The organism is Burkholderia sp. MBR-1 (assembly GCF_013822785.1).
In the GTDB taxonomy this organism is placed as follows: domain Bacteria; phylum Pseudomonadota; class Gammaproteobacteria; order Burkholderiales; family Burkholderiaceae; genus Burkholderia; species Burkholderia vietnamiensis.
On sequence record NZ_CP053609.1, the window covers coordinates 2,447,371 to 2,469,447 of the forward strand.

The window sequence follows — 22,077 nt, forward strand, 5'->3', positions numbered from 1 at the left end:
TCGTCGGAGCGTAGCGCAGCCTGGTAGCGCATCTGATTTGGGATCAGAGGGTCGTAGGTTCGAATCCTATCGCTCCGACCAAAGGAATCAAGGGGTTACATGCCAAAAGCGTGTAACCCCTTTTTCTTTTTACGCAGTAGCGACCGGTTTTCCCCGGCGCCCGCCCACGCACGAATCTTGCGACACCACGCGATAATATCCGTGATCAAACTCGCAACCGCGCATGAACGACCCAATTTTCAAAACCGCCCTCTTCGGCGCGCTGCTCGCGTTCGCCGCATCGTGCAACGCCGCACCCGGCAAATCGATCGACGCCGCGCTCGACTGTCATTCGAACGGCCACAAGTTCGTCGCGCCGCTGCTCGCCGCGGGCGACATCGAGTCGCAGCCGATGCACGTCGAACCGAATTCGGTGAACGCGTTCCGGACGAGCCATCCGTTGACCGCCTATGGCTTCGGCGTCTACGTCGTGCTCGGCTACCAGGCGAACGACCCGATCTTCCGCTCGGGCACCGGCACGCCGATCGGCGAATGGGCCTATGGCGTCGTCGTGCACGGCACGAAGAGCGCCGTCGAGACGGCCGTGCGCAATGCAGGCAGCGACGCCACCGTCAAGCAGGCGTTTCCGTTCCTGACCGCGATCGTGTGCTCTGACTGAGCGAGTCGCGCAGAATCCGGGCGCGCGCAAACGCGCCGCCCGCCCACGCGCGAACGCCGAACGCCGAACGCATCAAGCGCCGGTATAGACGACGCGATACGGAATACCGACCTTCTCCCACTCGGCCGCTTCCTGGCTGAGGCTGTAGTCGGTCAGCGGGTTTTGCTCGACCCATGCGCCCGGCAGGCGCACTTCATACCCGCCCTTCTTCATCTGCGACACGGAAATGTCCGGCAGCCCGGCGTCCGTGCGGCGTCGGCACAGCAGCGCGGCGAGCCGCAGGCAGAACAGCAGCGGCCACTCGACATCGCGCGCCTGCGACAGCTTGCCGAGCTTGCCCGCATGCCCGAGCACGAGCGCGGCGAGGCGCGCCTGATCGGTACGCGAAAAGCCCGGCATGTCCGCATTGCTCGCGATATAGGCCGAATGCTTGTGATACGAACTGTGCGAGATCGACAGCCCGATCTCGTGCAGCGCAGCGGCCCAGCCCAGAAACGTCCGGCCTTCCTCGCGCGCCTCGTCGTCGCCTTCCTCGAGTTCGTCGTAGAACCGCACAGCCAGCGCGGCAATCCGCCCGGCCTGCGCACGATCGACGCCATAGCGGCGCGTGAAGCCCTCGACGGTCACCGCGCGCATGTCCTCGTGCTGCGTGCGGCCGAGCAGGTCGTACAGCACGCCGAGACGCAGCGCGCCGTCGGTCGTATCGACATAGTCGACGCCCAGCTCCTCGAACACGGCCAGCATGATCGCGAGGCCGCCGGCGAGCACCGGCACGCGATCGGGCTTCAGCGCGATCAGCTTCAACCGGTTCACGTTCTCCGACTTGATCAGCGCGCGCTTCAGGCGCTCGAGCCCGCCGCGCGAAATGCCGTGCGTGATGCCCGCATCGTTGAAGCCGTTCGCCTCGACGAGCTCGGCGAGCGCACGCGCGGTACCGGACGACCCGATCGCCTGGTCCCATCCGGCCTTCTTGTACTCGCTGGAAATGATCTGGATCTCGCGCTTGGCGGCGAGCTCGGCCTGTCGCATCGTGTATTCGTCGACGTTGCCGGCCGGAAAGAACGTGCGGCTGTGGCTCACGCAGCCGATATAAAGGCTCTCCATCACGAGCGGCGTGTAGTGCGAGCCGATGATGAACTCGGTCGAGCCGCCGCCGATGTCGACCACGAGCCGCTTGCCCGCGCTCGCCGGCACCGAATGCGCAGCGCCTGCGTAGATCAGCCGCGCCTCTTCGCGACCGGCGATCACTTCGATCGGAAATCCGAGCGCCGCCTCGGCCTCGCCGAGGAATTCGCCCGCGTTCTTCGCGACCCGCAACGTATTGGTCGCCACCGCGCGCACATGATCGGGATGGAAATCGCGCAGGCGCTCGCCGAACCGTTTGAGCGCGTCCCAGCCACGCTCCTGCGACGCACGGTCGAGCATCTTGTCGCTCGACAGCCCCGCGGCCAGTCGAACGGGCTCGCGCAACGCATCGACAGGATAGATCTGGCTGCCCGCCGACGTTTCCTCGACGCGCCCGACGATGAGCCGGAAGCTGTTCGAGCCGAGATCGACGGCCGCCAGCAAGTGGGGGGATGTAACCATCAGAAGGGGCTCCGTGCGCGTACGCCCGCGGCAACCGCAACCGGTCAGGCCCGCTGGACGACTGTCAAAGGCGTCATTTTAAGCGTGGAACCCTTGCCATTGCCACGCTTCACGGGCATGTAAACAGGTAGATTCCATATATCCGAAACATTTATGAGACGAAACGGGTTCCGGCGTAGAATTTCCCGATACCAATAAACCAACGTCATCAGCACGTCATCCTACCGTGAGAGTTTCCGAGCGTCCTTTCGAATCATCGCCCGAATCATCCGTTACTCTGCCGATGTCCGCTCGCTACCCGCTACTCAATCGTGAACTCGGCATCCTCGGTTTCAACGAGCGTGTGCTGGCCCAGGCCGCCGACCCGCAAGTGCCGCTGCTCGAGCGCCTGCGCTTCATCTGCATCACCAGCAGCAACCTCGACGAATTCTTCGAGGTGCGGATGGCGGGCCTGCAGGAACAGATCCGCGACAATCCCGGTGCGCTGACGCCCGACGGCATGTCGCTGCAACACGCTTACGATCTCGTCGTCGAGCGCGCGCAGCGGCTCGTCCATCGCCAGTACACGATGCTGCACGAAACCGTGCTGCCCGCGCTCGAACAGGAAGGCATCTACTTCCACGCGAGCGACACCTGGAACGACGCGCAGCTCGAATGGGCGCGCGGCTACTTTCTCGACGAACTGCTGCCGGTGCTCACGCCGATCGGCCTCGATCCCGCGCATCCGTTCCCGCGCGTGCTGAACAAGAGCCTGAACTTCGTGGTCGAGCTCGAAGGCCGCGACGCGTTCGGCCGGCAGGCGGTGATGGGCATCGTGCAGGCGCCGCGCGCGCTGCCGCGCGTGGTGCGCATGCCGCAATCGCTGTCGGGCTTCGAGCACGGCTTCGTGCTGCTCAGCTCGTTCATGCAACGCTTCGTCGGCGAACTGTTCCCGCAGCTCGTCGTGAAGAGCTGCAACCAGTTCCGCATCACCCGCAACAGCGAGCTGTTCGTCGACGAAGACGAAATCACCAACCTGCGCGTCGCGCTGCAAGGCGAACTGCCCGCGCGCCACCTCGGCAACGCGGTGCGCCTCGAAGTCTCGGCCGACACGCCGGCGCACATCGTGCGCCGCCTGCTCGACGAAAGCAGCCTCGGCGACAAGGACTGCTACCGCGTGGCAGGCTCGGTGAACCTCGTGCGGCTGATGCAGATCCCCGATCTCGTCGACCGCCCCGACCTGAAATTCGCGCCGTTCGTCGCGTCGATCCCGCCCGCGATCGCGAATGCGCCGACGATGTTCGACGCGATCGACGCCGGCGACATCCTGCTGCACCATCCGTACGAGAGCTTCCAGCCGGTGCTCGAGCTGCTGCAGCAGGCCGCGAAGGATCCGAGCGTGGTCGCGATCAAGCAGACGATCTATCGCACCGGCACCGATTCGCCGCTGATGGACGCACTGATGGAAGCCGCGCGCAACGGCAAGGAAGTGACGGTCGTCGTCGAGCTGCTCGCGCGCTTCGACGAGGAGACCAACATCAACTGGGCGTCGCAGCTCGAAGCGGTCGGCGCGCACGTCGTGTACGGGGTGGTCGGCCACAAGTGCCACGCGAAGATGATGCTGATCGTGCGGCGCGTGGTCGAAGGCGGCAAGGCGACGCTGCGCCGCTACGTCCACCTCGGCACCGGCAACTATCATCCACGCACCGCGCGCCTCTACACCGACTTCGGGCTGATGACGGCCGACCAGAAGATCTGCGAGGACGTGCACCACGTGTTCCAGCAGCTGACCGGCATCGGCGGCGAGCTGACGCTGCACGAGCTGTGGCAGTCGCCGTTCACGCTGCATCCGCGCATCATCGATTCGATCCGCGCCGAGATCGACAACGCGCGCGCCGGCAAGCGCGCCCGCATCGTCGCGAAGATGAACGCGCTGCTCGAGCCGTCGGTGATCGCCGCGCTGTACGAAGCGTCGCAGGCCGGCGTCAAGGTCGACCTGATCGTGCGCGGCGTGTGCGCACTGAAGCCGGGCGTGCCGGGGCTGTCGGAGAACATCACGGTGCGCTCGATCGTCGGCCGCTTCCTCGAACATCACCGCATCTACTATTTCCATGCGGGCGGCGCCGAGGAAGTCTATCTGTCGAGCGCCGACTGGATGGACCGCAACCTGTTCCGCCGCGTCGAAGTCGCGTTCCCGATCCGCGCGCGCAAGCTCAAGCGCCGCGTGATCGCCGAAGGGCTGTCGGTCTGCCTCGGCGACAACCAGTCGGCCTGGCTGATGCAGAGCGACGGCCACTACCGCCGCCGGCGCGCGGGCAAGACGGTCCGCAACGCGCAGCTCGGGCTGCTCGCGAAGTTCTGTTCGTAGCGACGCCGTGCGCGCGCTCGCGCGCCGTGCAGCAAACGAAAAAGCACAACCCGCGGGTTGTGCTTTTTTCATTCCGGGCCGCGCGCCGATGCAACGCCCGGCGCGCGCGTTACGCGCTCACGCCTCGAACGCCGCGGGCCGGATCGCGATCACGCGCGACGCCGGGAACCGCGCGGTGAACGTGCTGCCGCGCCCTTCCTCGCTCTGCACGTACAGGTGCGAGTCGTGCCGCTGCAGCACGTGCTTGACGATCGCGAGGCCGAGCCCCGTGCCGCCCGTGTCGCGCGAGCGGCTGCGATCGACGCGGTAGAAGCGCTCGGTCAGTCGCGGCAGGTCGGCCGCCGGAATGCCGAAGCCGCTGTCGGTGACCGAAAACACGCCTTGCGCGCCCTCGCGCCGCCACGACACGGCGATCTTGCCGCCGTCCGGCGTATAGCGGATCGCATTGGTGACGAGATTCGCGAACGCGCTGAACACTTCGGTCTGCGCGCCGGTCACGCCGAGCGTCTCGTCGATCGAGAACGTGATGTCGTGGTGCCCGTTCGACAGCGTCTGCGCGTCCTCCTTCAGATGATCGAACAGCGCGCGCATGTCGACCGCGTGATCCGTCGGCGGCCGGCTTTCGCCCTCGAGCTTCGCGAGCACCAGCAGATCGGTCACGATATGTCGCATCCGCGACGCCTGCTGCTCCATCAAGTCGAGATAGCGCGCGCGATCGTCTTCGTTCAGCGGCAGCTCGCGCATCGTCTCGAGGAAGCCCGACAGCACCGTCAGCGGCGTCTTCAGCTCATGCGACACGTTGGCGACGAAGTCGCGCCGCATCGCATCGGTGCGCTCGAGCTCGGTGATGTCCTGCGTGAGCAGCAGCTTGCGGTTCTCGCCGTACGGAAACACCTGCACTTCGAGCACGTTCTGCCGCGATTCGCCCATGCCGCGCATCACGAGCGTCTCGTCGTAATGCTGCCCGTTCAGGTAGCGGACGAACTCGGGATGGCGCACGAGGTTCGTGATGTGCTGGCGCAGGTCGCGTTTCGCATCGACGCCGAAGTGCACCTCGGCGATCGCGTTGCACCATTCGATCTGGTCGTGATCGTCGAGCATCGCGACGCCATTCGGCGACGCCTGGATCGCCTGGATGAAGCGCGAATGCTGCTGCTCGACCTGGCGCACCTGCGCATGCCACTGCTTCGCGAGCTTGTGCAGCCGGTAATAGATTTCGCCCCAGATGCCCGGCGCGCTCGGCACCTCGCCATAGACGGGGGCATCGAGCAGACGCCACAGGCGTTGCGTGTGGAACGTACTGAAGAAGCCCTGCGCAACCAGCATCACGACCGCGAACGCGAGGCCCGCAATCGGGCCGGCGAACACGCCGACCAATACGCTGATCAGCACGAGCAGCATGAGCGACACGAGAAAGCGCGCCCAGATGATGTTCATGTTTCAGCGCCCGAATGAATGAACGGCATGCCGTGGCACACGGCACGTGCGGATACGTTACGCGTGCTTCGCGAGCCGGTAGCCGCTGCCGCGAACGGTCTCGATCATCGCATCGCAGCCGGCCGGTTTCAAGGCCGCGCGCAAGCGCTTGATGTGCACGTCGACGGTGCGCTCCTCGACGAACACGTGATCGCCCCACACCTGGTCGAGCAGTTGCGTGCGGCTGTGCACGCGCTCCGGATGCGTCATGAAGAAATGCAGCAGGCGGAATTCGGTCGGGCCGAGGTCGAGCTTGATCTCGCTGCCGTCGCCGTGCGCGGCGACCCGGTGCGTGGCCGGATCGAGCCGCAGCCCGTTGATCGACACGACGTCCTCGGTCAGCTGCGGCGCACGGCGGCGCAGCACGGCCTTGATGCGCGCCATCAGCTCCTTCGGCGAGAACGGCTTCGTCACGTAGTCGTCCGCGCCGATCTCGAGGCCGAGCACCTTGTCCTGCTCGTCGCCGCGCGCGGTCAGCATGATGATCGGGATGTGCTTGGTCCGCTCGTTGTTGCGCAGGTCGCGCGCGAACGCGATGCCCGATTTGCCCGGCAGCATCCAGTCGAGCAGCACGAGGTCGGGCAGCACGTCGCTGATCAGGTTCTGCGCCTGCTCCGCGTTGTAGGCGCGGATCGGGCAGTGACCGGCATGCTGGAGATTCACCGAGATCAGTTCGGAAATCGCGGGCTCATCTTCGACGACGAGAATGTTGCTGGGCATCGGCACCTCTGTTCTTCCTATACGGAGTCGATTAACTGTTGGCTTCGCGATCGAGCGTGTCGCGCGGCTGATGCCGCACGTCGGTGCCCTTCACGATGTAGATGATGAACTCGGCGATGTTCTTCGCGTGATCGCCGATGCGCTCGATGGCCTTCGCGATGAACAGGTACTCGAGGCCGACCGAGATCGTGCGCGGATCTTCCTGCATGTACGACACGAGCTTGCGCACGAACGCACGGAATTCCAGGTCGATCTCCTTGTCGTCCTTGACGATCTGCGCGGCGGCCACCGTGTCGAGGCGCGCGAACGCGTCGAGCGCCCGGCGCAGGATCGTCACGGCCATCTCGCCCGACACCTTGATCTCGGCGATGTTGACCGCGCGCGCGGCCGGCTCGTCGATCAGGCGGCGCACGCGCTTCGCGATCTTCTCGGCTTCGTCGCCGGCGCGCTCGAGGTTCGTAATCGTTTTCGAAATCGACATCAGAAGACGCAGATCGCGCGCGGCAGGCTGCCTCCGCGCGATGATGTTGCCGCACTCCTGGTCGATCTCGACTTCCATCGCGTTCAGCGTTTCCTCGGCCGTGACGACCTTCTCCGCCGCCTCGCGGTCGAATTCGTTCAGCGCGTACATCGCGCCGACGATCTGCGACTCGACGAGTCCGCCCATTTCCAGCACCTTCGACGACACGGCGTTCAGGTCCGCGTCGAACTGGCTCGACAGATGTTTATCCGACATGGCTGTTGTTCTCCGTCATCAGCCGAAACGGCCGGTGATGTAGTCTTCCGTTTCCTTGCGTACCGGCTTGATGAAGATCTTCTCGGTCTCGCCGAATTCGATCAGCTCGCCCAGGTACATGTACGCGGTGAAGTCCGAGCAGCGTGCGGCCTGCTGCATGTTGTGCGTGACGATCACGACCGTGTAGTCGCTCTTGAGCTCGGCGATCAGCTCCTCGATGCGGCCCGTCGAGATCGGGTCGAGCGCGGAGCACGGCTCGTCGAGCAGCAGCACTTCCGGACGGATCGCGATGCCGCGCGCGATGCACAGCCGCTGCTGCTGGCCGCCGGACAGCCCGTAGCCGCTCTGGTTCAGCTTGTCCTTCACCTCGCTCCACAGCGCGGCTTTGGTCAGCGCCCATTCGACGCGGTCGTCCATCTCCGAGCGCGTGAGCTTCTCGAACATCTTCACGCCGAACGCGATGTTGTCGTAGATCGACATCGGGAACGGCGTCGGCTTCTGGAACACCATGCCGATGCGCGCACGCAGCAGCGAAATGTCGCGCTTGGTGGTCAGCAGGTTCTCGCCGTCCATCAGGATCTCGCCTTCGGCGCGCTGCTCCGGATAGAGCGCGAACATCTTGTTGAAGGTGCGCAGCAGCGTCGACTTGCCGCAGCCCGACGGGCCGATGAACGCCGTCACCTTCCCTTCGGGAATGCGCAGGTTGATGTTCTTCAGCGCGTGGAACTTGTTGTAGAAGAAATTGAGGTTGTTGACCTCGATCTTCGCGTTCAACGGCTCGAGCGGGCGGTCGTTTGCCGTGTCTTGCGTGCCGGCGGGCGCAACCGTGCGCTCGACGGGATTCAGGTGGCTTTCTGCCATATTCATCGGATTGCTCCGCCGTTACTTTTTCGAGAAGATCGAGCGCGCCAGGATGTTGAGTCCGAGCACACCGAGCGTAATCAGGAACACGCCCGCCCACGCGAGCGATTGCCATTCCGCGAACGGGCTCATCGCGAACTTGTAGATCGTGACGGGCAGGTTGGCCATCGGCTGGCTCATGTCCCACGAGAAGAACTGGTTCGACAGCGCGGTGAACAGCAGCGGCGCGGTTTCGCCGGCGATCCGCGCGACCGCGAGCAGCACGCCGGTCACGATCCCGCCCACCGAGGCGCGCAGCGTGATCTTCATCACCATGCGCCACTTCGGCGTGCCGAGCGCGACCGCTGCTTCGCGCAGCGCGTTCGGCACCAGCTTCAGCATGTTCTCGGTCGTGCGGATCACGATCGGAATCTGCAGCAGCGCGAGCGCGATCACGCCGGCCCAGCCCGAGAAGCGCCCGGACTTCGCGACGACGATCGCATACACGAACAGGCCGATCACGATCGACGGCGCCGACAGCAGGATGTCGTTGATGAAGCGGATCGTGCTCGCGAGCAGGTTCTTCTGGCCGTATTCGGCGAGATAGACGCCCGCGAGGATGCCGATCGGCGTGCCGACCAGCGTGCCGAAGCCGCACAGCAGCAGGCTGCCGACGATCGCGTTGGCGAGACCGCCGCCGGTCGTGTTCGGCGCCGGCGTCGATTCGGTGAACAGTTGCAGCGACAGGCCGCCGATACCGAGGTGCACCGTCGTGTACAGAATCCACACGAGCCACAGCAGGCCGAACGCCATCGCGCCGAGCGACGCGGTCAGCGCGATCGCGTTGATCGCCTTGCGCTTGCGCTGCAGGCGGCTGCGCATCGCTTCGAGCACGGCGCCGTCCGGGCCGGGGAAATTCATGATGGGCTGACTCATTTCTTGCCCTCTCCCTTCTCGAGACGAAGCAGCAGCAGTTTGGAGATGGACAGCACGATGAACGTGATCACGAACAGGATCAGCCCGAGTTCCATCAGCGCGGACGTATGCAGGCCCGGTTGCGCTTCCGCGAATTCGTTCGCGAGCGCCGACGTGATGCTGTTGCCCGGCGCGAACAGCGACACGCTGTCGAGCAGGTTCGTGTTGCCGATCACGAAGGTCACGGCCATCGTTTCGCCGAGCGCGCGGCCGAGGCCCAGCATCACGCCGCCGATCACGCCGGTCTTCGTATAGGGCAGCACGACCTTCCACATCACTTCCCAGGTCGTGCAGCCGATCCCGTAGGCCGATTCCTTCAGCAGCACGGGCGTGACTTCGAACACGTCGCGCATCACCGACGCGATGTACGGGATGATCATGATCGCGAGGATCACGCCGGCCGCGAGGATGCCGATCCCGATCGGCGGGCCGGACGTCAGCGGGCCGAGTACCCACACGTCCTTGAACAGGCGGCCGATCGGCTTCTGGAAGTATTCCGCGAAGATCGGCGCGAATATGAGCAGGCCCCACATCCCGTAGACGATCGACGGGATCGCGGCGAGCAGCTCGATCGCGATGCCGAGCGGGCGGCGCAGCCACACGGGCGACAGCTCGGTGAGGAACAGCGCGATGCCGAAGCTGACCGGCACCGCGATGACGAGGGCGATGATCGACGTCACGATCGTGCCGTAGATGGGCACGAGGGCGCCGAACACATCCGAGTTCGGATCCCACTCAGATTGCCACAAAAAGCCGAAGCCGAACTTCTCGATGGTCGGCAGCGACGCAAAGATCAGGGAAACGATGATCCCGCCCAGCAGCAGCAGGGTCACGATCGCGGCAAGCCATGCGAGGCCGCCGAACAGAACGTCTCCGAGGCGGCCGGGCGCGCGTTGCTGCGCGGCATCGGGGGACCGGAAGGACGTGTAGGAAGTGTCAGACATTGGGTGCCTGTTGTGGATCGCCGGGCGCCGTGACGCCCGGCCTTACCGCACGCACTGCCCGGCCGGCACGGCCGGGCAGCGAACCGCTCTGCTGCTTACTCGGTGGCGACCGGCTTGCCCGCTGCGTCCGTCACCTTGGTCTTCCACTGCTTGCGGATTTCCGCTTCGACTGCCGGCGGCAGCGAGATGTAGTCGAGGCTGTCCGCTGCCTTCTCGCCGTTCTTGAACGCCCAGCTGAAGAACTTCAGCGTTTCGGCGCCCTGCTCCGGCTTGTCCTGCTTCGCGTGCAGCAGCACGAACGTCGCGCCGACGACCGGCCATGCTTCCTTGCCCGGCTGGTTCGTCAGGATCTGGTAGAACGACTTCGACCAGTTCGCGCCGGCTGCAGCGGCCTTGAACGTTTCCGTCTTCGGCTCGACCACCGTGCCCGTCGAGTTCTTCAGGGCGGTGTAGATCATGTTGTTCTTCTTCGCGTACGCCCATTCGACGTAGCCGATCGCGCCCGGCAGGCGCTGCACGAACGCCGCGACGCCGTCGTTACCCTTGCCGCCCGTGCCCGTCGGCCAGTTGACCGTCGTGCCTTCGCCGATCTTCGACTTCCACTCGTCGTTGACCTTCGACAGGTAGTTCGTCCAGATGAAGCTCGTGCCCGAGCCGTCGGCGCGGCGCACGACCGCGATGTCCGTATCCGGCAGCTTGACCTTCGGGTTCAGCGCGGCGATCGCCGGGTCGTTCCACTTCTTGATCTTGCCGAGGTAGATGTCGCCGAGCACCGGGCCCGACAGCGTCAGTTCGCCGGCCTTCACGCCCGGCACGTTGACGACCGGCACCACGCCGCCGACCACCGTCGGGAACTGGAACAGGCCGTCCTTCGCGAGGTCTTCATCCTTCAGCGGAGCGTCCGAGCCGGCAAAATCGACCGTCTTCGCGATGATCTGCTTCAGGCCGCCCGACGAGCCGATACCTTGGTAGTTCACCTTCGCGCCGCCCGACTGCTGGTAGTCGGCAGCCCATTTCGTATAGATCGGCATAGCGAACGTGCTGCCTGCGCCCGTGATGTCGGCAGCGTGCGCAGCAACTGCGAAAAGTGCGCCAGCCAGGCCAGCAATCGCGGTTTGCATCAATTTCATGAGACCTCCAGTGTGTGAGCGGATGACTACGGCACCGCGAAGGTTAGGGGCTCCTCATGACGGTAATGTGACAATGAATGAAACTGGCGTGACAGTAACATGACTGCTTGAAAGGTGATATTCGGTGAAGCGCGAGCCCGTGTACGCGCGCGGCGCGCTGGGAAAAGCGGCAAGAATTGCCCGTTGCGCGGAGTGGCCGCGCCCCGTTTCGGGCAGTGTGCGGCGCAGGGCGCGCCGCTTCCCGCATCGCGCACCGCCCGGTGCGCGCTCGTCTTCCGGTTGGGCGCAGAAGACTTCATCGAGTACGAAGGACGCCATCGAGAGCGTCCTCTATTTATTAGCGCAAACCTTTGCGTCTGACGAATTGACGACGCTCACGGTAGCTCGGCCATCGTTCAGCCGGCATGCGCGATCGAATCGTCACGCGTGCCGGCCGCCCGCCTCGCTCAGCTCGTCGCTTCGCGCACGGCGTCCGCGATCGCTTCCGCGTGGCGCGTCGCGTCGGCCGCCTGCTGCGCCTCGACCATCACGCGCAGCACCGGCTCGGTACCCGAGGCGCGGATCAGCACGCGGCCATGGCCCGCCAGTGCGCTCTCGGCCGCGTCGATCGCGGCGCGGATCGATGCGCTGCCCTTCCAGTCGGCGCCCGGCTTCATCCGCACGTTGATCAGCTTCTGCGGGAACAGCGTGACGCCGTCGAGCATCTGCGCGAGCGTGCGGCCGCTGCGCTTGAGCGCGGCCAGCACCAGCAGCGCCGACACGATGCCGTCGCCGGTCGAATGACGGTCGAGCGACAGGATGTGGCCCGAGCCTTCAGCGCCGAGCTGCCAGCCGCGCTCGCGCAGCTGTTCGAGCACATAGCGGTCGCCGACCGCCGCCCGCACGAATTCGACGCCTTCGCGCTGCAGCGCGACCTCGACCGCGAGGTTCGTCATCAGCGTGCCGACCGCGCCCTCGACCTTGCCGGCCGTCGCGATGCGGTCCTTAACGAGCACGTAGAGCAGCTCGTCGCCGTTGAACAGCCGGCCGCTCGAATCGACGACCTGCAGGCGGTCCGCATCGCCGTCGAGCGCGATGCCGAGATCGGCATGGTTCGCGCGCACCGCGCGCACCAGCGCGTCGGGCGCCGTCGCGCCGACGCCGTCGTTGATGTTGAAGCCGTTCGGCGCGACGCCGATCGGGATCACGTCCGCGCCGAGTTCGTGGAACACGTGCGGCGCGATCTGGTAGGCGGCGCCGTGCGCGCAGTCGATCACGAGCTTCAGCCCGCGCAGATCGTAGGCGGCCGGGAACGTGCTCTTGCAGAACTCGATGTAGCGGCCGGCCGCGTCGTCGAGCCGGCGCGCCTTGCCGAGCCGGTCCGACGATGCGCATTCGAGCGGCTTGTCGAGCCAGGCTTCGATCTCGGCCTCGGTTTCGTCGGGCAGCTTGTTGCCGTCGGCCGAGAAGAACTTGATGCCGTTGTCCTGATACGGGTTGTGCGAAGCGCTGATCACGACGCCGGCCGACAGCCGCAGCGCGCGCGTCAGATATGCGACACCCGGCGTCGGCATCGGGCCGGCCAGCATCACGTCGACGCCCGCCGCCGAGAAGCCGGCCTCGAGCGCCGCCTCGAGCATGTAGCCCGACACGCGCGTGTCCTTGCCGATCAGCACCGTCGGTCGCGCGCCCGTCGCGCCGTCCGCGGCACCGGCCAGCACCTTGCCCGCGGCATAGCCGAGACGCAACACGAAATCGGGCGTGATCGGCGTATCGCCGACCGTCCCGCGAATGCCGTCCGTGCCGAAATATCGACGTCCCATGCGAACCTTCCTCCTTCGTCTTTCCTGAACACTGACTTATCGTTGCCGCGCGGCTTCGCGCACGGCGTTCCAAACTTTCAATGCATCGACCGTCGCGGCCACGTCGTGCACGCGCACGATCGCGGCGCCGCGTGCGACCGCGCACACGGCCGCCGCCACGCTCGCCGCGACGCGCTCGAGCGGCGGCTTGCCGCCGATCACCGCGCCGAGCATCGACTTGCGCGACATGCCCGCGAGGATCGGATAGGCGCGCCCGTCGGGCCGCAGCGGCGCCGTGTCGGGCAACGCGGCCAGCAGCGCGTAGTTGTCGTCGATCACCGCCTTGCCGAAGCCGAAGCCCGGGTCGACGCAGATCCGCTGCGGCGCGATGCCCGCATCGCGCAGCGCCTGCGCGCGCGCGGCGAGAAAGTCGTGCACGTCGACGACGACGTCGTCGTAGTCCGGCTCGCCCACCTGCATGGTCTGCGGCTCGCCGAGCATGTGCATCGCGCACAACCCGCAGTTGCCGTCGCGCACCGCATCGATCGCGCCCGGCTGTCGGAACCCCCAGATGTCGTTGATCAGGTCGGCGCCGGCCGCGAGCGCCGCGCGCATCACCGCCGGTTTGTACGTGTCGATCGACAGCGGCACGTCGAGCGGGCGCAACGCTTCGACGAGCGGGATCACGCGCGCGAGCTCCTCGTCGAGCGGCACGGGCGGCGCGCCGGGGCGCGTCGATTCGCCGCCGATGTCGATCAGATCGACACCGTCGGCGACCATCCGCTCGGCCTGGCGCAACGCATCGTCGCGCGCGAGGAAGCGGCCGCCGTCGGAGAACGAATCGGGTGTGGCGTTGAGGATGCCCATCACGAGCGGGCGCTCGAAGGTGAGCGAGAAGCGGCCGCACTGGAGCGGCGCGGGAGCGGATACGCTGACTGCGGATTCGGACACGGGAGCGATGCGTTGATGAATGCAAAACGGGCCGGTGTGAAGCCACACCAGCCCGTGAACGGAGCGACTACGAAGGTCAGGCCGGGGAAGCCGGCGCCGGCGCGTTGCCGGTCTTCACCTCGGCGGTCGTGCCGCCGCCCGACGAGTCACCGCCGACCGCCGGCGAACTCTTCGGCGAGCGCGGCGGGCGCCCTTCCATGATGTCGTTGATCTGATCGGCGTCGATCGTTTCCCACTCCATCAGCGCGGCCGTCATTGCCTCGACCTTGTCGCGGTTCTCTTCGAGCAGGCGCCGCGCGAGGTTGTACTGCTCGTCGAGCACGCGGCGGATTTCGCCGTCGACCTTCTGTTGCGTCGCTTCCGAGATCGTGCGCGTGAAGCCGCGCCCGAACGGGCCGTTGTCGCTCTCGTCGTCGACGTAGACCATCGGCCCGAGCGCATCGGTCATCCCGAACCGGGCGACCATCGCGCGCGCCGTCTGCGTCGCCTTGTTGAAGTCGTCCGACGCGCCGGTGCTGATCAGGTTCAGGAACAGCTCCTCGGCCACGCGGCCGCCGAACAGGATCGCCAGACGGTCGAGCAGATAATCCTTCGAGTACGTTTCGTTGTCATGCTCCGGCAGCTGCCACGTGACGCCCAGCGCGCGACCGCGCGGGATGATCGTGACCTTGTGCACCGGGTCGGCCTTCGGCAGCAGCTTGGCGATGACCGCATGGCCCGACTCGTGATAAGCCGTCGCCCGCTTCGCTTCCTCGCGAATGACGGCCGACTTGCGCTCCGGACCCATGAAAATCTTGTCCTTCGCGTCCTCGAAATCCTGCATCTCGACGATCCGCTTGCCGCGGCGTGCGGCGAACAGCGCCGCTTCGTTGACGAGGTTCGCGAGGTCGGCGCCCGAGAAGCCCGGCGTGCCGCGTGCGATGACGGCTGCGTCGACGTCGTTGGCGATCGGCACCTTGCGCAGGTGCACGCGCATGATCTGCTCGCGGCCGCGGATGTCCGGCAGCCCGACATAGACCTGACGGTCGAAACGGCCCGGGCGCAGCAGCGCCTTGTCGAGCACGTCGGAGCGGTTCGTCGCGGCGATCACGATCACGCCCGAGTTCGCCTCGAAGCCGTCCATCTCGACCAGCATCTGGTTCAACGTCTGCTCGCGTTCGTCGTTGCCGCCGCCCATGCCGGCGCCGCGATGGCGACCGACCGCGTCGATTTCGTCGATGAACACGATGCACGGTGCGTGCTTCTTCGCCTGCTCGAACATGTCGCGCACGCGGGCCGCGCCCACGCCGACGAACATTTCGACGAAGTCGGAACCCGAGATGCTGAAGAACGGCACCTTCGCTTCACCGGCGATCGCGCGAGCGAGCAGCGTCTTGCCGGTACCCGGAGGGCCGACCAGCAGCACGCCGCGCGGAATGCGGCCGCCCAGCTTCTGGAATTTCTGCGGGTCGCGCAGGAAGTCGACGAGCTCGGACACCTCTTCCTTCGCTTCGTCGCAGCCCGCGACGTCGGAGAAGTTGACTGCGTTGTTGTTCTCGTCGATCAGACGCGCGCGCGATTTGCCGAACGAGAATGCGCCGCCTTTGCCGCCTCCCTGCATCTGTCTCATCATGTAGAACCAGAACACGATGATGAGGATCGTCGGCCCGAGGTAATACAGCGCGGACATCAGCGCATTGGGCTCGTCGTCGGCCTTGCCGCTGACCTGCACGCCGTACTTCATCAGATCGCCGACCATCCAGATGTCGCCGGGCGACACGATCTGGTATTTCTGGCCATCAGCCGGAGTGACGGTGAGGTTGCGCCCCTGCACGACGACGTTCTTGACCTTGCCGTTCTTGGCGTCGTCCATGAACTGCGAATAGGACACACCTTCCTGGACGCGGGGCTTGTCGAACTGCTTGAACACTGTAAACAGCACCAGTGCAATCACCAGCCACACTGCTGCCTTCGAAAACATATTGTTGTTCAAAGCACCACTCCTTCACTCGTAGACGAGCGCCTACATTTTCCTTGCGGCGCTCCTCGGTCATTCTAATCCAGTCCGACCACCCCTGCCATAAGCATTGACAAACGCCACGATAGCGCTGCGCTTGTCTGGCAAGGGCCGGAGCCCGTTTGCGGCATCCCGCTCCGCGTCACCGCGGATGCTTGAGCTGCCGACCCAAAATGAACGTTTCGGACGACTTGTCGCGAGACGCCTTGGGTTTGCGTGGTGCGACGACCTTAAACTGCTGTTTGAACTTTTCGACGATCTGGCTGTAGCCGCTGCCGTGGAAACACTTCACGAGCAGCGCGCCCTCCGGCTTCAGGTGATTCTGCGCGAACTCGAGCGCCAGATCGCAGATGTGCTCGATGCGCGCGGCGTCTGCCGACGCCACTCCGGACAGGTTGGGGGCCATGTCGGAAATAACAAGATCCACCGGCCGACCTTCGAGCACGCCTTCGAGCTGATGCAGCACGTCGTCCTCGCGGAAGTCGCCCTGCAGGAAGTGCACGTCGGCGATGGGCTCCATCGGCAGGAGGTCGAGCGCGATGATCGTGCCGTCGATGCCGCCTTCGCGCTGCGCGTCGCGCTGCTTGCCCTGCGCGAGCTTGTTGCGCGCGTACTGGCTCCAGCTGCCGGGCGCGGCGCCGAGATCGACGATCACCTGACCCGGACGGATCAGCTTGTCCTGCTCGTCGATTTCCTTGAGCTTGTACGCCGCGCGCGCGCGATAGCCCTCCCGCTGCGCCATTTTGACGTACGGGTCGTTGATGTGATCGTGCAGCCAGTGCTGGTTAAAGCGGTTTTTTGCCATTCGAGAGAGTGATTGCTGCTATTTGCTTCGTGAAGCCGGGCTTTTGGCGGATAATACGCGTCTTATTCGCGCGGCTGCGGCCCCTTTCGGGGCCCAAGCCGCGATTTTACGTGGTTTCGGCGCGCGGCTGACGCGGTAACTTACCGCGTTCGCATCTGATGCAGCGCGCCCTTATTTAGATTTCGACATTTCCATGCCCGCCCTTTCGCTTTCCCCCGCCGAGCGCTCCGCGCTGCGCTCCCAGGCCCATGCGCTCAAGCCCGTCGTGCTGATCGGCGCCGAGGGGCTCACCGACGCCGTGCTGAAGGAAATCAAGGTCCACCTTGCCGCCCACCAGCTGATCAAGATCCGCGTGTTCGGCGACGAGCGCGACGAGCGCGTCGCGATTTACGACGAGATCTGCGATCGCCTGAACGCGGCGCCGATCCAGCACATCGGCAAGCTGCTGGTGATCTGGAAGCCCGAGGCGCCCGTGGCCGCCCCGTCCCGCCGCCGCGCCGGCGCGCTGCCGAGCGCAGCCGAAGCCGCCGAGGATCGCAAAGGCCGTGCGCCGCGCACCGTGAAGGTCGTCAAGGTGTCGCCGAACGCGAGCCCCGTGCGTCGCCCGAAGCCGGTCAAGGTCCTCGTGCGCGGCAACGAGCGCGTGACCGCGGGCGGCACCGTGAAGCGTGCGAAAAAGCGTCAGGCCAGCACGAAGCGGCCGCACCAGGGCAAGTAACACCGGCGCGCGGCACGGGGTGTCCCGTGTCGTGCCGGCCGTTTGGTCATTGGTCGCTTACGCGTCGCGCGCCGGCAAACGCCAGATCAGCATCAGCCCCAGCACGCTCTCGACCAGATAGAACAGGCTCGAGACGCCGTGCAGCATCCCGAAGCGGCTCGCGTACGGCGAGTTCGCGATATCGGTGCCCGCATCCATCGCGGCCACCCGCAGCGCATTCATGAACGGCTGCAGCGCAAAATAGCCGATCAGCACGCACGCGATCATCGCGGCGACGATCCAGCGCACGCGCCGATAATCGCCGCTGCCGCGCCGCACCTGCTGGTTCGACAGCGTGAGCAGCAACACGCCGCACACGACACCGAGAATCGCCTCGATACGAAACAGCTGGGCGGCGACCGAACCGGCCGTCATCCGCTCCAGCGTCCTGAACAGCACGGGTGCGACCGCATACCCGATCGTCAGCAGGCTGCCGACCCATACGGCCGACAGCAAACGGAACACGCGATGCGGCATCACGTTGCCCCGCTTCAGATGTAACTGACCGAGATGATCTCGTATTCGCGCACGCCGCCCGGCGCCTGCACGGCCGCGACGTCGCCTTCGCTCTTGCCGATCAGCGCACGTGCGATCGGCGAGCTGACCGAAATCAGGCCGTGATCGATGTCGGCTTCGTCGTCGCCGACGATCTGGTACTTGACGGTGTCGCCCGACTCGAGATCCTCGAGTTCGACGGTCGACGCAAACACCACGCGGCCTTCGGCGTCGAGCACGGTGGGATCGATGACCTGCGCGGCGGACAGCTTCGATTCGATTTCCGCGATGCGGCCCTCGATGAAGCCCTGCTTTTCCTTCGCGGCGTCGTATTCGGCGTTTTCGGACAGATCGCCCTGTGCGCGGGCCTCGGCGATCGCATTGATCACGGCCGGCCGCTCGACGGACTTGAGGCGCTGCAATTCATCGCGCAGTTGCTCTGCGCCACGCTTTGTCAACGGAATGGTGCTCATAAACGGGTCAATCGCTAAAAACGGCTATAAAAAAAATCACCGCGATTAAGCGCGTTTCCGGCGAACCGGAAACACCGCTTAACCGCGGCACGTGTTGCTTCGACAGGTAACTGAACGCTTAGTTTAGGCGAGCGTGAAGACCTTGTAAATCATAGACTTCCAGATCCTTCAGGTAGCGCAGGCCTTCCACCGCCGCGCGCGCGCCCGACATCGTCGTGTAGTACGTGACCTTGTGCGCCTGCGCGCTCATGCGGATCGAGCGCGAATCGGCGATCGCCTGACGCGTCTCGTCGACCGTCGTGAAGACGAGTGCGATCTCGCCGTTCTTGATCATGTCGACGATGTGCGGACGACCGTCCTTCACCTTGTTCACGACCTTCACCGGCACGCCGGCCGCTTCGATCGCGGCGGCCGTGCCCTTGGTCGCGACGATCGGATAGCCGAGGTCGTGCAGCATGCGCGCGACTTCGACGGCCTTCGGCTTGTCCGCATCCATCACGGTCAGCAGCACCGTGCCCGACTCCGGCAGGCGCGAGCCGGCCGCGAGCTGCGACTTGAACAGCGCCTCGCCGAACGTGCGGCCGACGCCCATCACTTCGCCGGTCGAACGCATTTCCGGCCCGAGGACCGGGTCGACGGTCGGGAACTTGACGAACGGGAACACCGCTTCCTTCACGCTGAAGTACGGCGGCTCGACTTCCTTCGTCACGCCCTGCTGCGCGAGCTTCTGGCCGACCATCGCGCGCGCCGCGATCTTCGCGAGCGGCAGGCTGGTCGCCTTCGACACGTACGGCACCGTGCGCGACGCGCGCGGGTTCACTTCGAGCACGTAGATGACGTCCTGCTTCGAACCGTCCGCCTGCGGCACCTGCTGGATCGCGAACTGCACGTTCATCAGGCCGACCACGTTCAGCGCCTTGGCCATCGCGCCGGTCTGGCGCTTCAGCTCGGCCACGGTTTCCTTCGACAGCGAGTACGGCGGCAGCGAGCATGCCGAGTCGCCCGAGTGGACGCCCGCCTGCTCGATGTGCTCCATCACGCCGCCGATGAACACCGCTTCGCCGTCGCAGATGCAGTCGACGTCGCATTCGATCGCGTCGTTCAGGAAGCGGTCGAGCAGCACCGGCGAATCGTTCGACACCTTCACGGCCTCGCGCATGTAGCGCTCGAGGTCGCGCGGCTCGTGCACGATTTCCATCGCGCGGCCGCCCAGCACGTACGACGGGCGCACGACCAGCGGATAGCCGATTTCGGCCGCCAGCGCGAGCGCCTCTTCTTCGGCGCGGGCCGTGCGGTTCGGCGGCTGGCGCAGGCCGAGGTCCTGCAGCAGCTTCTGGAAGCGCTCGCGGTCTTCGGCCGCGTCGATCATGTCCGGCGACGTGCCGACGATCGGCACGCCGTGCGCCTCGAGGTCGAGCGCGAGCTTCAGCGGCGTCTGGCCGCCGTACTGCACGATCACGCCGACCGGCTTTTCCTTGTCGACGATCTCGAGCACGTCTTCGAGCGTCAGCGGCTCGAAGTACAGGCGGTCGGACGTGTCGTAGTCGGTCGACACCGTTTCCGGGTTGCAGTTGACCATGATCGTTTCGTAACCGTCCTCGCGCATCGCGAGCGCCGCGTGCACGCAGCAGTAGTCGAACTCGATGCCCTGGCCGATCCGGTTCGGGCCGCCGCCCAGCACCATGATCTTCTTGTTGGTGGTCGGCTGCGCCTCGCACTCTTCCTCGTAGGTCGAGTACATGTAGGCCGTCTTGGTCGCGAACTCGGCCGCGCAGGTGTCGACGCGCTTGTAGACCGGGCGCACGTTCAGCTCCACGCGGCGGCGGCGCACGTCTTCCGGCGTCGCGCCGAGCAGCTTCGCGAGGCGCCGGTCCGAGAAGCCGCTCTGCTTCAGGAAGCGCAGCTCGTCGAACGTCAGCGACGCGAGCGTGCGGCCCGACAGCGCCTTCTCCTTCAGGATGATCTGCTCGATCTGCGCGAGGAACCACGGATCGATCGACGTTTCAGCGAAGATCTCTTCGGCCGTCATGCCGATGCGGAACGCGTCGCCGACGTACCAGATCCGGTCCGGGCCCGGCTCGTGGATCTGGATTGCGATCTCGTCGCGGTCGGTCGACTTCTCGTCGAGCCCGTCGACGCCGACTTCGAGGCCGCGCAGCGCCTTCTGGAACGACTCCTGGAAGGTGCGGCCGATCGCCATCACTTCGCCGACCGACTTCATCTGCGTGGTCAGGCGCGAATCGGCCTCACGGAACTTCTCGAACGCGAAACGCGGGATCTTCGTGACGACGTAGTCGATCGTCGGCTCGAACGACGCCGGCGTCTGGCCGCCGGTGATTTCGTTCTTCAGCTCGTCGAGCGTGTAGCCGACCGCCAGCTTCGCCGCGACCTTCGCGATCGGGAAGCCGGTTGCCTTCGACGCGAGCGCCGACGAACGCGACACGCGCGGGTTCATCTCGATGACGACCATGCGGCCGTCCTTCGGGTTGATCGAGAACTGCACGTTCGAGCCGCCCGTATCGACGCCGATCTCGCGCAGCACCGCGAGCGATGCGTTACGCAGGATCTGGTATTCCTTGTCGGTCAGCGTCTGCGCCGGCGCGACCGTGATCGAGTCGCCGGTATGCACGCCCATCGGGTCGAGGTTTTCGATCGAGCACACGATGATGCAGTTGTCGGCGCGGTCGCGCACGACTTCCATCTCGTATTCCTTCCAGCCGAGCAGCGACTCTTCGATCAGCAGCTCGCGCGTCGGCGACAGGTCGAGGCCGCGCTTGCAGATTTCCTCGAATTCCTCGCGGTTGTACGCGATGCCGCCGCCGGAGCCGCCGAGCGTGAACGACGGACGGATCACGACCGGGTAGCCGCTGCCGCCCGTCTCCGCCATGATCTCGGCGTGCACCTTCGTCGCTTCTTCCATCGAGTGCGCGATGCCCGACTTCGCGGAGCCGAGCCCGATCTTGGTCATCGCTTCCTTGAACTTCTGGCGGTCTTCGGCCTTGTCGATCGCCTCCGGCGACGCGCCGATCAGCTCGACGCCGAACTTCTCGAGCACGCCGTGGTGATGCAGGTCCAGCGCGCAGTTCAGCGCGGTCTGGCCGCCCATCGTCGGCAGGATCGCGTCGGGGCGCTCCTTCTCGATGATGCGGGCGACGACTTCCCACGTGATCGGCTCGATGTACGTGACGTCGGCCGTGTTCGGGTCGGTCATGATCGTCGCCGGGTTGCTGTTGACGAGAACGACCTTGTAGCCCTCCTCACGCAGCGCCTTGCATGCCTGTGCGCCCGAGTAGTCGAACTCGCACGCCTGGCCGATGATGATCGGGCCGGCGCCGATGATGAGGATGCTTTTGATGTCTGTGCGTTTTGGCATGGCTTGTGAATTCAGTAAGTAATCTTTGTCGTG

General features: G+C 65.5%; 18 protein-coding genes and 1 tRNA gene. 4 read left to right on the top strand and 15 right to left on the bottom strand.

Annotation, left to right across the window (positions count from 1 at the left end; genetic code table 11):
* Positions 1–4 precede the first annotated feature (4 nt).
* Both MBR110_RS11215 and MBR110_RS11220 read left to right on the top strand, forming a co-directional pair.
* Positions 5–81: transfer RNA gene (locus tag MBR110_RS11215), tRNA-Pro, on the top strand.
* A 142-nt stretch (positions 82–223) separates the two neighbouring features.
* Positions 224–658, top strand: coding sequence for a hypothetical protein (locus MBR110_RS11220; protein ID WP_011884291.1), 435 nt, complete (start codon positions 224–226; stop codon positions 656–658).
* Between the two features lie 72 nt (positions 659–730).
* On the opposite strand, the gene ppx is transcribed toward MBR110_RS11220, so the two are convergent.
* Complete coding sequence (ppx, locus tag MBR110_RS11225) at positions 731–2,245, bottom strand: exopolyphosphatase (protein WP_011884290.1); 1,515 nt, start codon at positions 2,243–2,245, stop codon at positions 731–733.
* A gap of 283 nt (positions 2,246–2,528) precedes the next feature.
* Here ppx and ppk1 point away from each other — a divergent pair, with 283 nt between their 5' ends.
* Positions 2,529–4,592, top strand: a complete 2,064-nt coding sequence (ppk1, locus tag MBR110_RS11230; RefSeq protein WP_011884289.1) for a polyphosphate kinase 1 — start codon at positions 2,529–2,531, stop codon at positions 4,590–4,592.
* Between the two features lie 117 nt (positions 4,593–4,709).
* Here the strand turns inward: ppk1 and phoR are convergent, their stop codons facing one another.
* From phoR to MBR110_RS11285, 11 genes are all read right to left on the bottom strand, one after another.
* Complete coding sequence (gene phoR / locus MBR110_RS11235; protein ID WP_011884288.1) at positions 4,710–6,029, bottom strand: phosphate regulon sensor histidine kinase PhoR; 1,320 nt, start codon at positions 6,027–6,029, stop codon at positions 4,710–4,712.
* 57 nt (positions 6,030–6,086) lie between these two features.
* Positions 6,087–6,788, bottom strand: a complete 702-nt coding sequence (gene phoB / locus MBR110_RS11240; RefSeq protein ID WP_006750313.1) for a phosphate regulon transcriptional regulator PhoB — start codon at positions 6,786–6,788, stop codon at positions 6,087–6,089.
* A 31-nt stretch (positions 6,789–6,819) separates the two neighbouring features.
* On the bottom strand, positions 6,820–7,524 hold the full coding sequence (gene phoU, locus MBR110_RS11245; RefSeq protein WP_011884287.1) for a phosphate signaling complex protein PhoU: 705 nt from the start codon (positions 7,522–7,524) through the stop codon (positions 6,820–6,822).
* A gap of 18 nt (positions 7,525–7,542) precedes the next feature.
* On the bottom strand, positions 7,543–8,391 hold the full coding sequence (gene pstB / locus MBR110_RS11250) for a phosphate ABC transporter ATP-binding protein PstB (protein ID WP_011884286.1): 849 nt from the start codon (positions 8,389–8,391) through the stop codon (positions 7,543–7,545).
* A 15-nt stretch (positions 8,392–8,406) separates the two neighbouring features.
* Positions 8,407–9,300, bottom strand: a complete 894-nt coding sequence (gene pstA, locus MBR110_RS11255; protein WP_011884285.1) for a phosphate ABC transporter permease PstA — start codon at positions 9,298–9,300, stop codon at positions 8,407–8,409.
* A complete protein-coding gene (gene pstC / locus MBR110_RS11260; RefSeq protein ID WP_011884284.1) occupies positions 9,297–10,283 on the bottom strand; it encodes a phosphate ABC transporter permease PstC in 987 nt (328 codons plus the stop codon). The genes pstA and pstC overlap by 4 nt, the downstream gene beginning before the upstream one ends.
* A gap of 95 nt (positions 10,284–10,378) precedes the next feature.
* Complete coding sequence (gene pstS, locus MBR110_RS11265) at positions 10,379–11,413, bottom strand: phosphate ABC transporter substrate-binding protein PstS (RefSeq protein WP_014722815.1); 1,035 nt, start codon at positions 11,411–11,413, stop codon at positions 10,379–10,381.
* A gap of 446 nt (positions 11,414–11,859) precedes the next feature.
* A complete protein-coding gene (glmM, locus tag MBR110_RS11270; RefSeq protein WP_011884282.1) occupies positions 11,860–13,215 on the bottom strand; it encodes a phosphoglucosamine mutase in 1,356 nt (451 codons plus the stop codon).
* Between the two features lie 36 nt (positions 13,216–13,251).
* A complete protein-coding gene (gene folP / locus MBR110_RS11275) occupies positions 13,252–14,145 on the bottom strand; it encodes a dihydropteroate synthase (RefSeq protein ID WP_014722814.1) in 894 nt (297 codons plus the stop codon).
* Positions 14,146–14,221: 76 nt separating this feature from the next.
* A complete protein-coding gene (gene ftsH, locus MBR110_RS11280; protein WP_011884280.1) occupies positions 14,222–16,117 on the bottom strand; it encodes an ATP-dependent zinc metalloprotease FtsH in 1,896 nt (631 codons plus the stop codon).
* A 166-nt stretch (positions 16,118–16,283) separates the two neighbouring features.
* Positions 16,284–16,946 carry an RlmE family RNA methyltransferase gene (locus MBR110_RS11285; protein WP_011884279.1) on the bottom strand — a complete coding sequence of 221 codons (663 nt, stop codon included), beginning with the start codon at positions 16,944–16,946 and terminating at the stop codon, positions 16,284–16,286.
* A 193-nt stretch (positions 16,947–17,139) separates the two neighbouring features.
* Between MBR110_RS11285 and MBR110_RS11290 the strand changes: the two genes are divergently transcribed.
* Complete coding sequence (locus MBR110_RS11290) at positions 17,140–17,664, top strand: YhbY family RNA-binding protein (RefSeq protein ID WP_011884278.1); 525 nt, start codon at positions 17,140–17,142, stop codon at positions 17,662–17,664.
* Positions 17,665–17,721: 57 nt separating this feature from the next.
* On the opposite strand, the gene MBR110_RS11295 is transcribed toward MBR110_RS11290, so the two are convergent.
* From MBR110_RS11295 to carB, 3 genes are all read right to left on the bottom strand, one after another.
* Positions 17,722–18,180: a DUF4149 domain-containing protein gene (locus MBR110_RS11295; protein WP_059992372.1), complete on the bottom strand. Its 459-nt coding sequence runs from the start codon at positions 18,178–18,180 to the stop codon at positions 17,722–17,724.
* A gap of 14 nt (positions 18,181–18,194) precedes the next feature.
* Positions 18,195–18,671, bottom strand: coding sequence for a transcription elongation factor GreA (greA, locus tag MBR110_RS11300; RefSeq protein WP_011884276.1), 477 nt, complete (start codon positions 18,669–18,671; stop codon positions 18,195–18,197).
* A gap of 118 nt (positions 18,672–18,789) precedes the next feature.
* The gene (gene carB, locus MBR110_RS11305; RefSeq protein ID WP_011884275.1) at positions 18,790–22,044 is read right to left on the bottom strand and encodes a carbamoyl-phosphate synthase large subunit; all 3,255 of its coding nucleotides are present in this window, start codon (positions 22,042–22,044) and stop codon (positions 18,790–18,792) included.
* Positions 22,045–22,077: the final 33 nt, after the last annotated feature.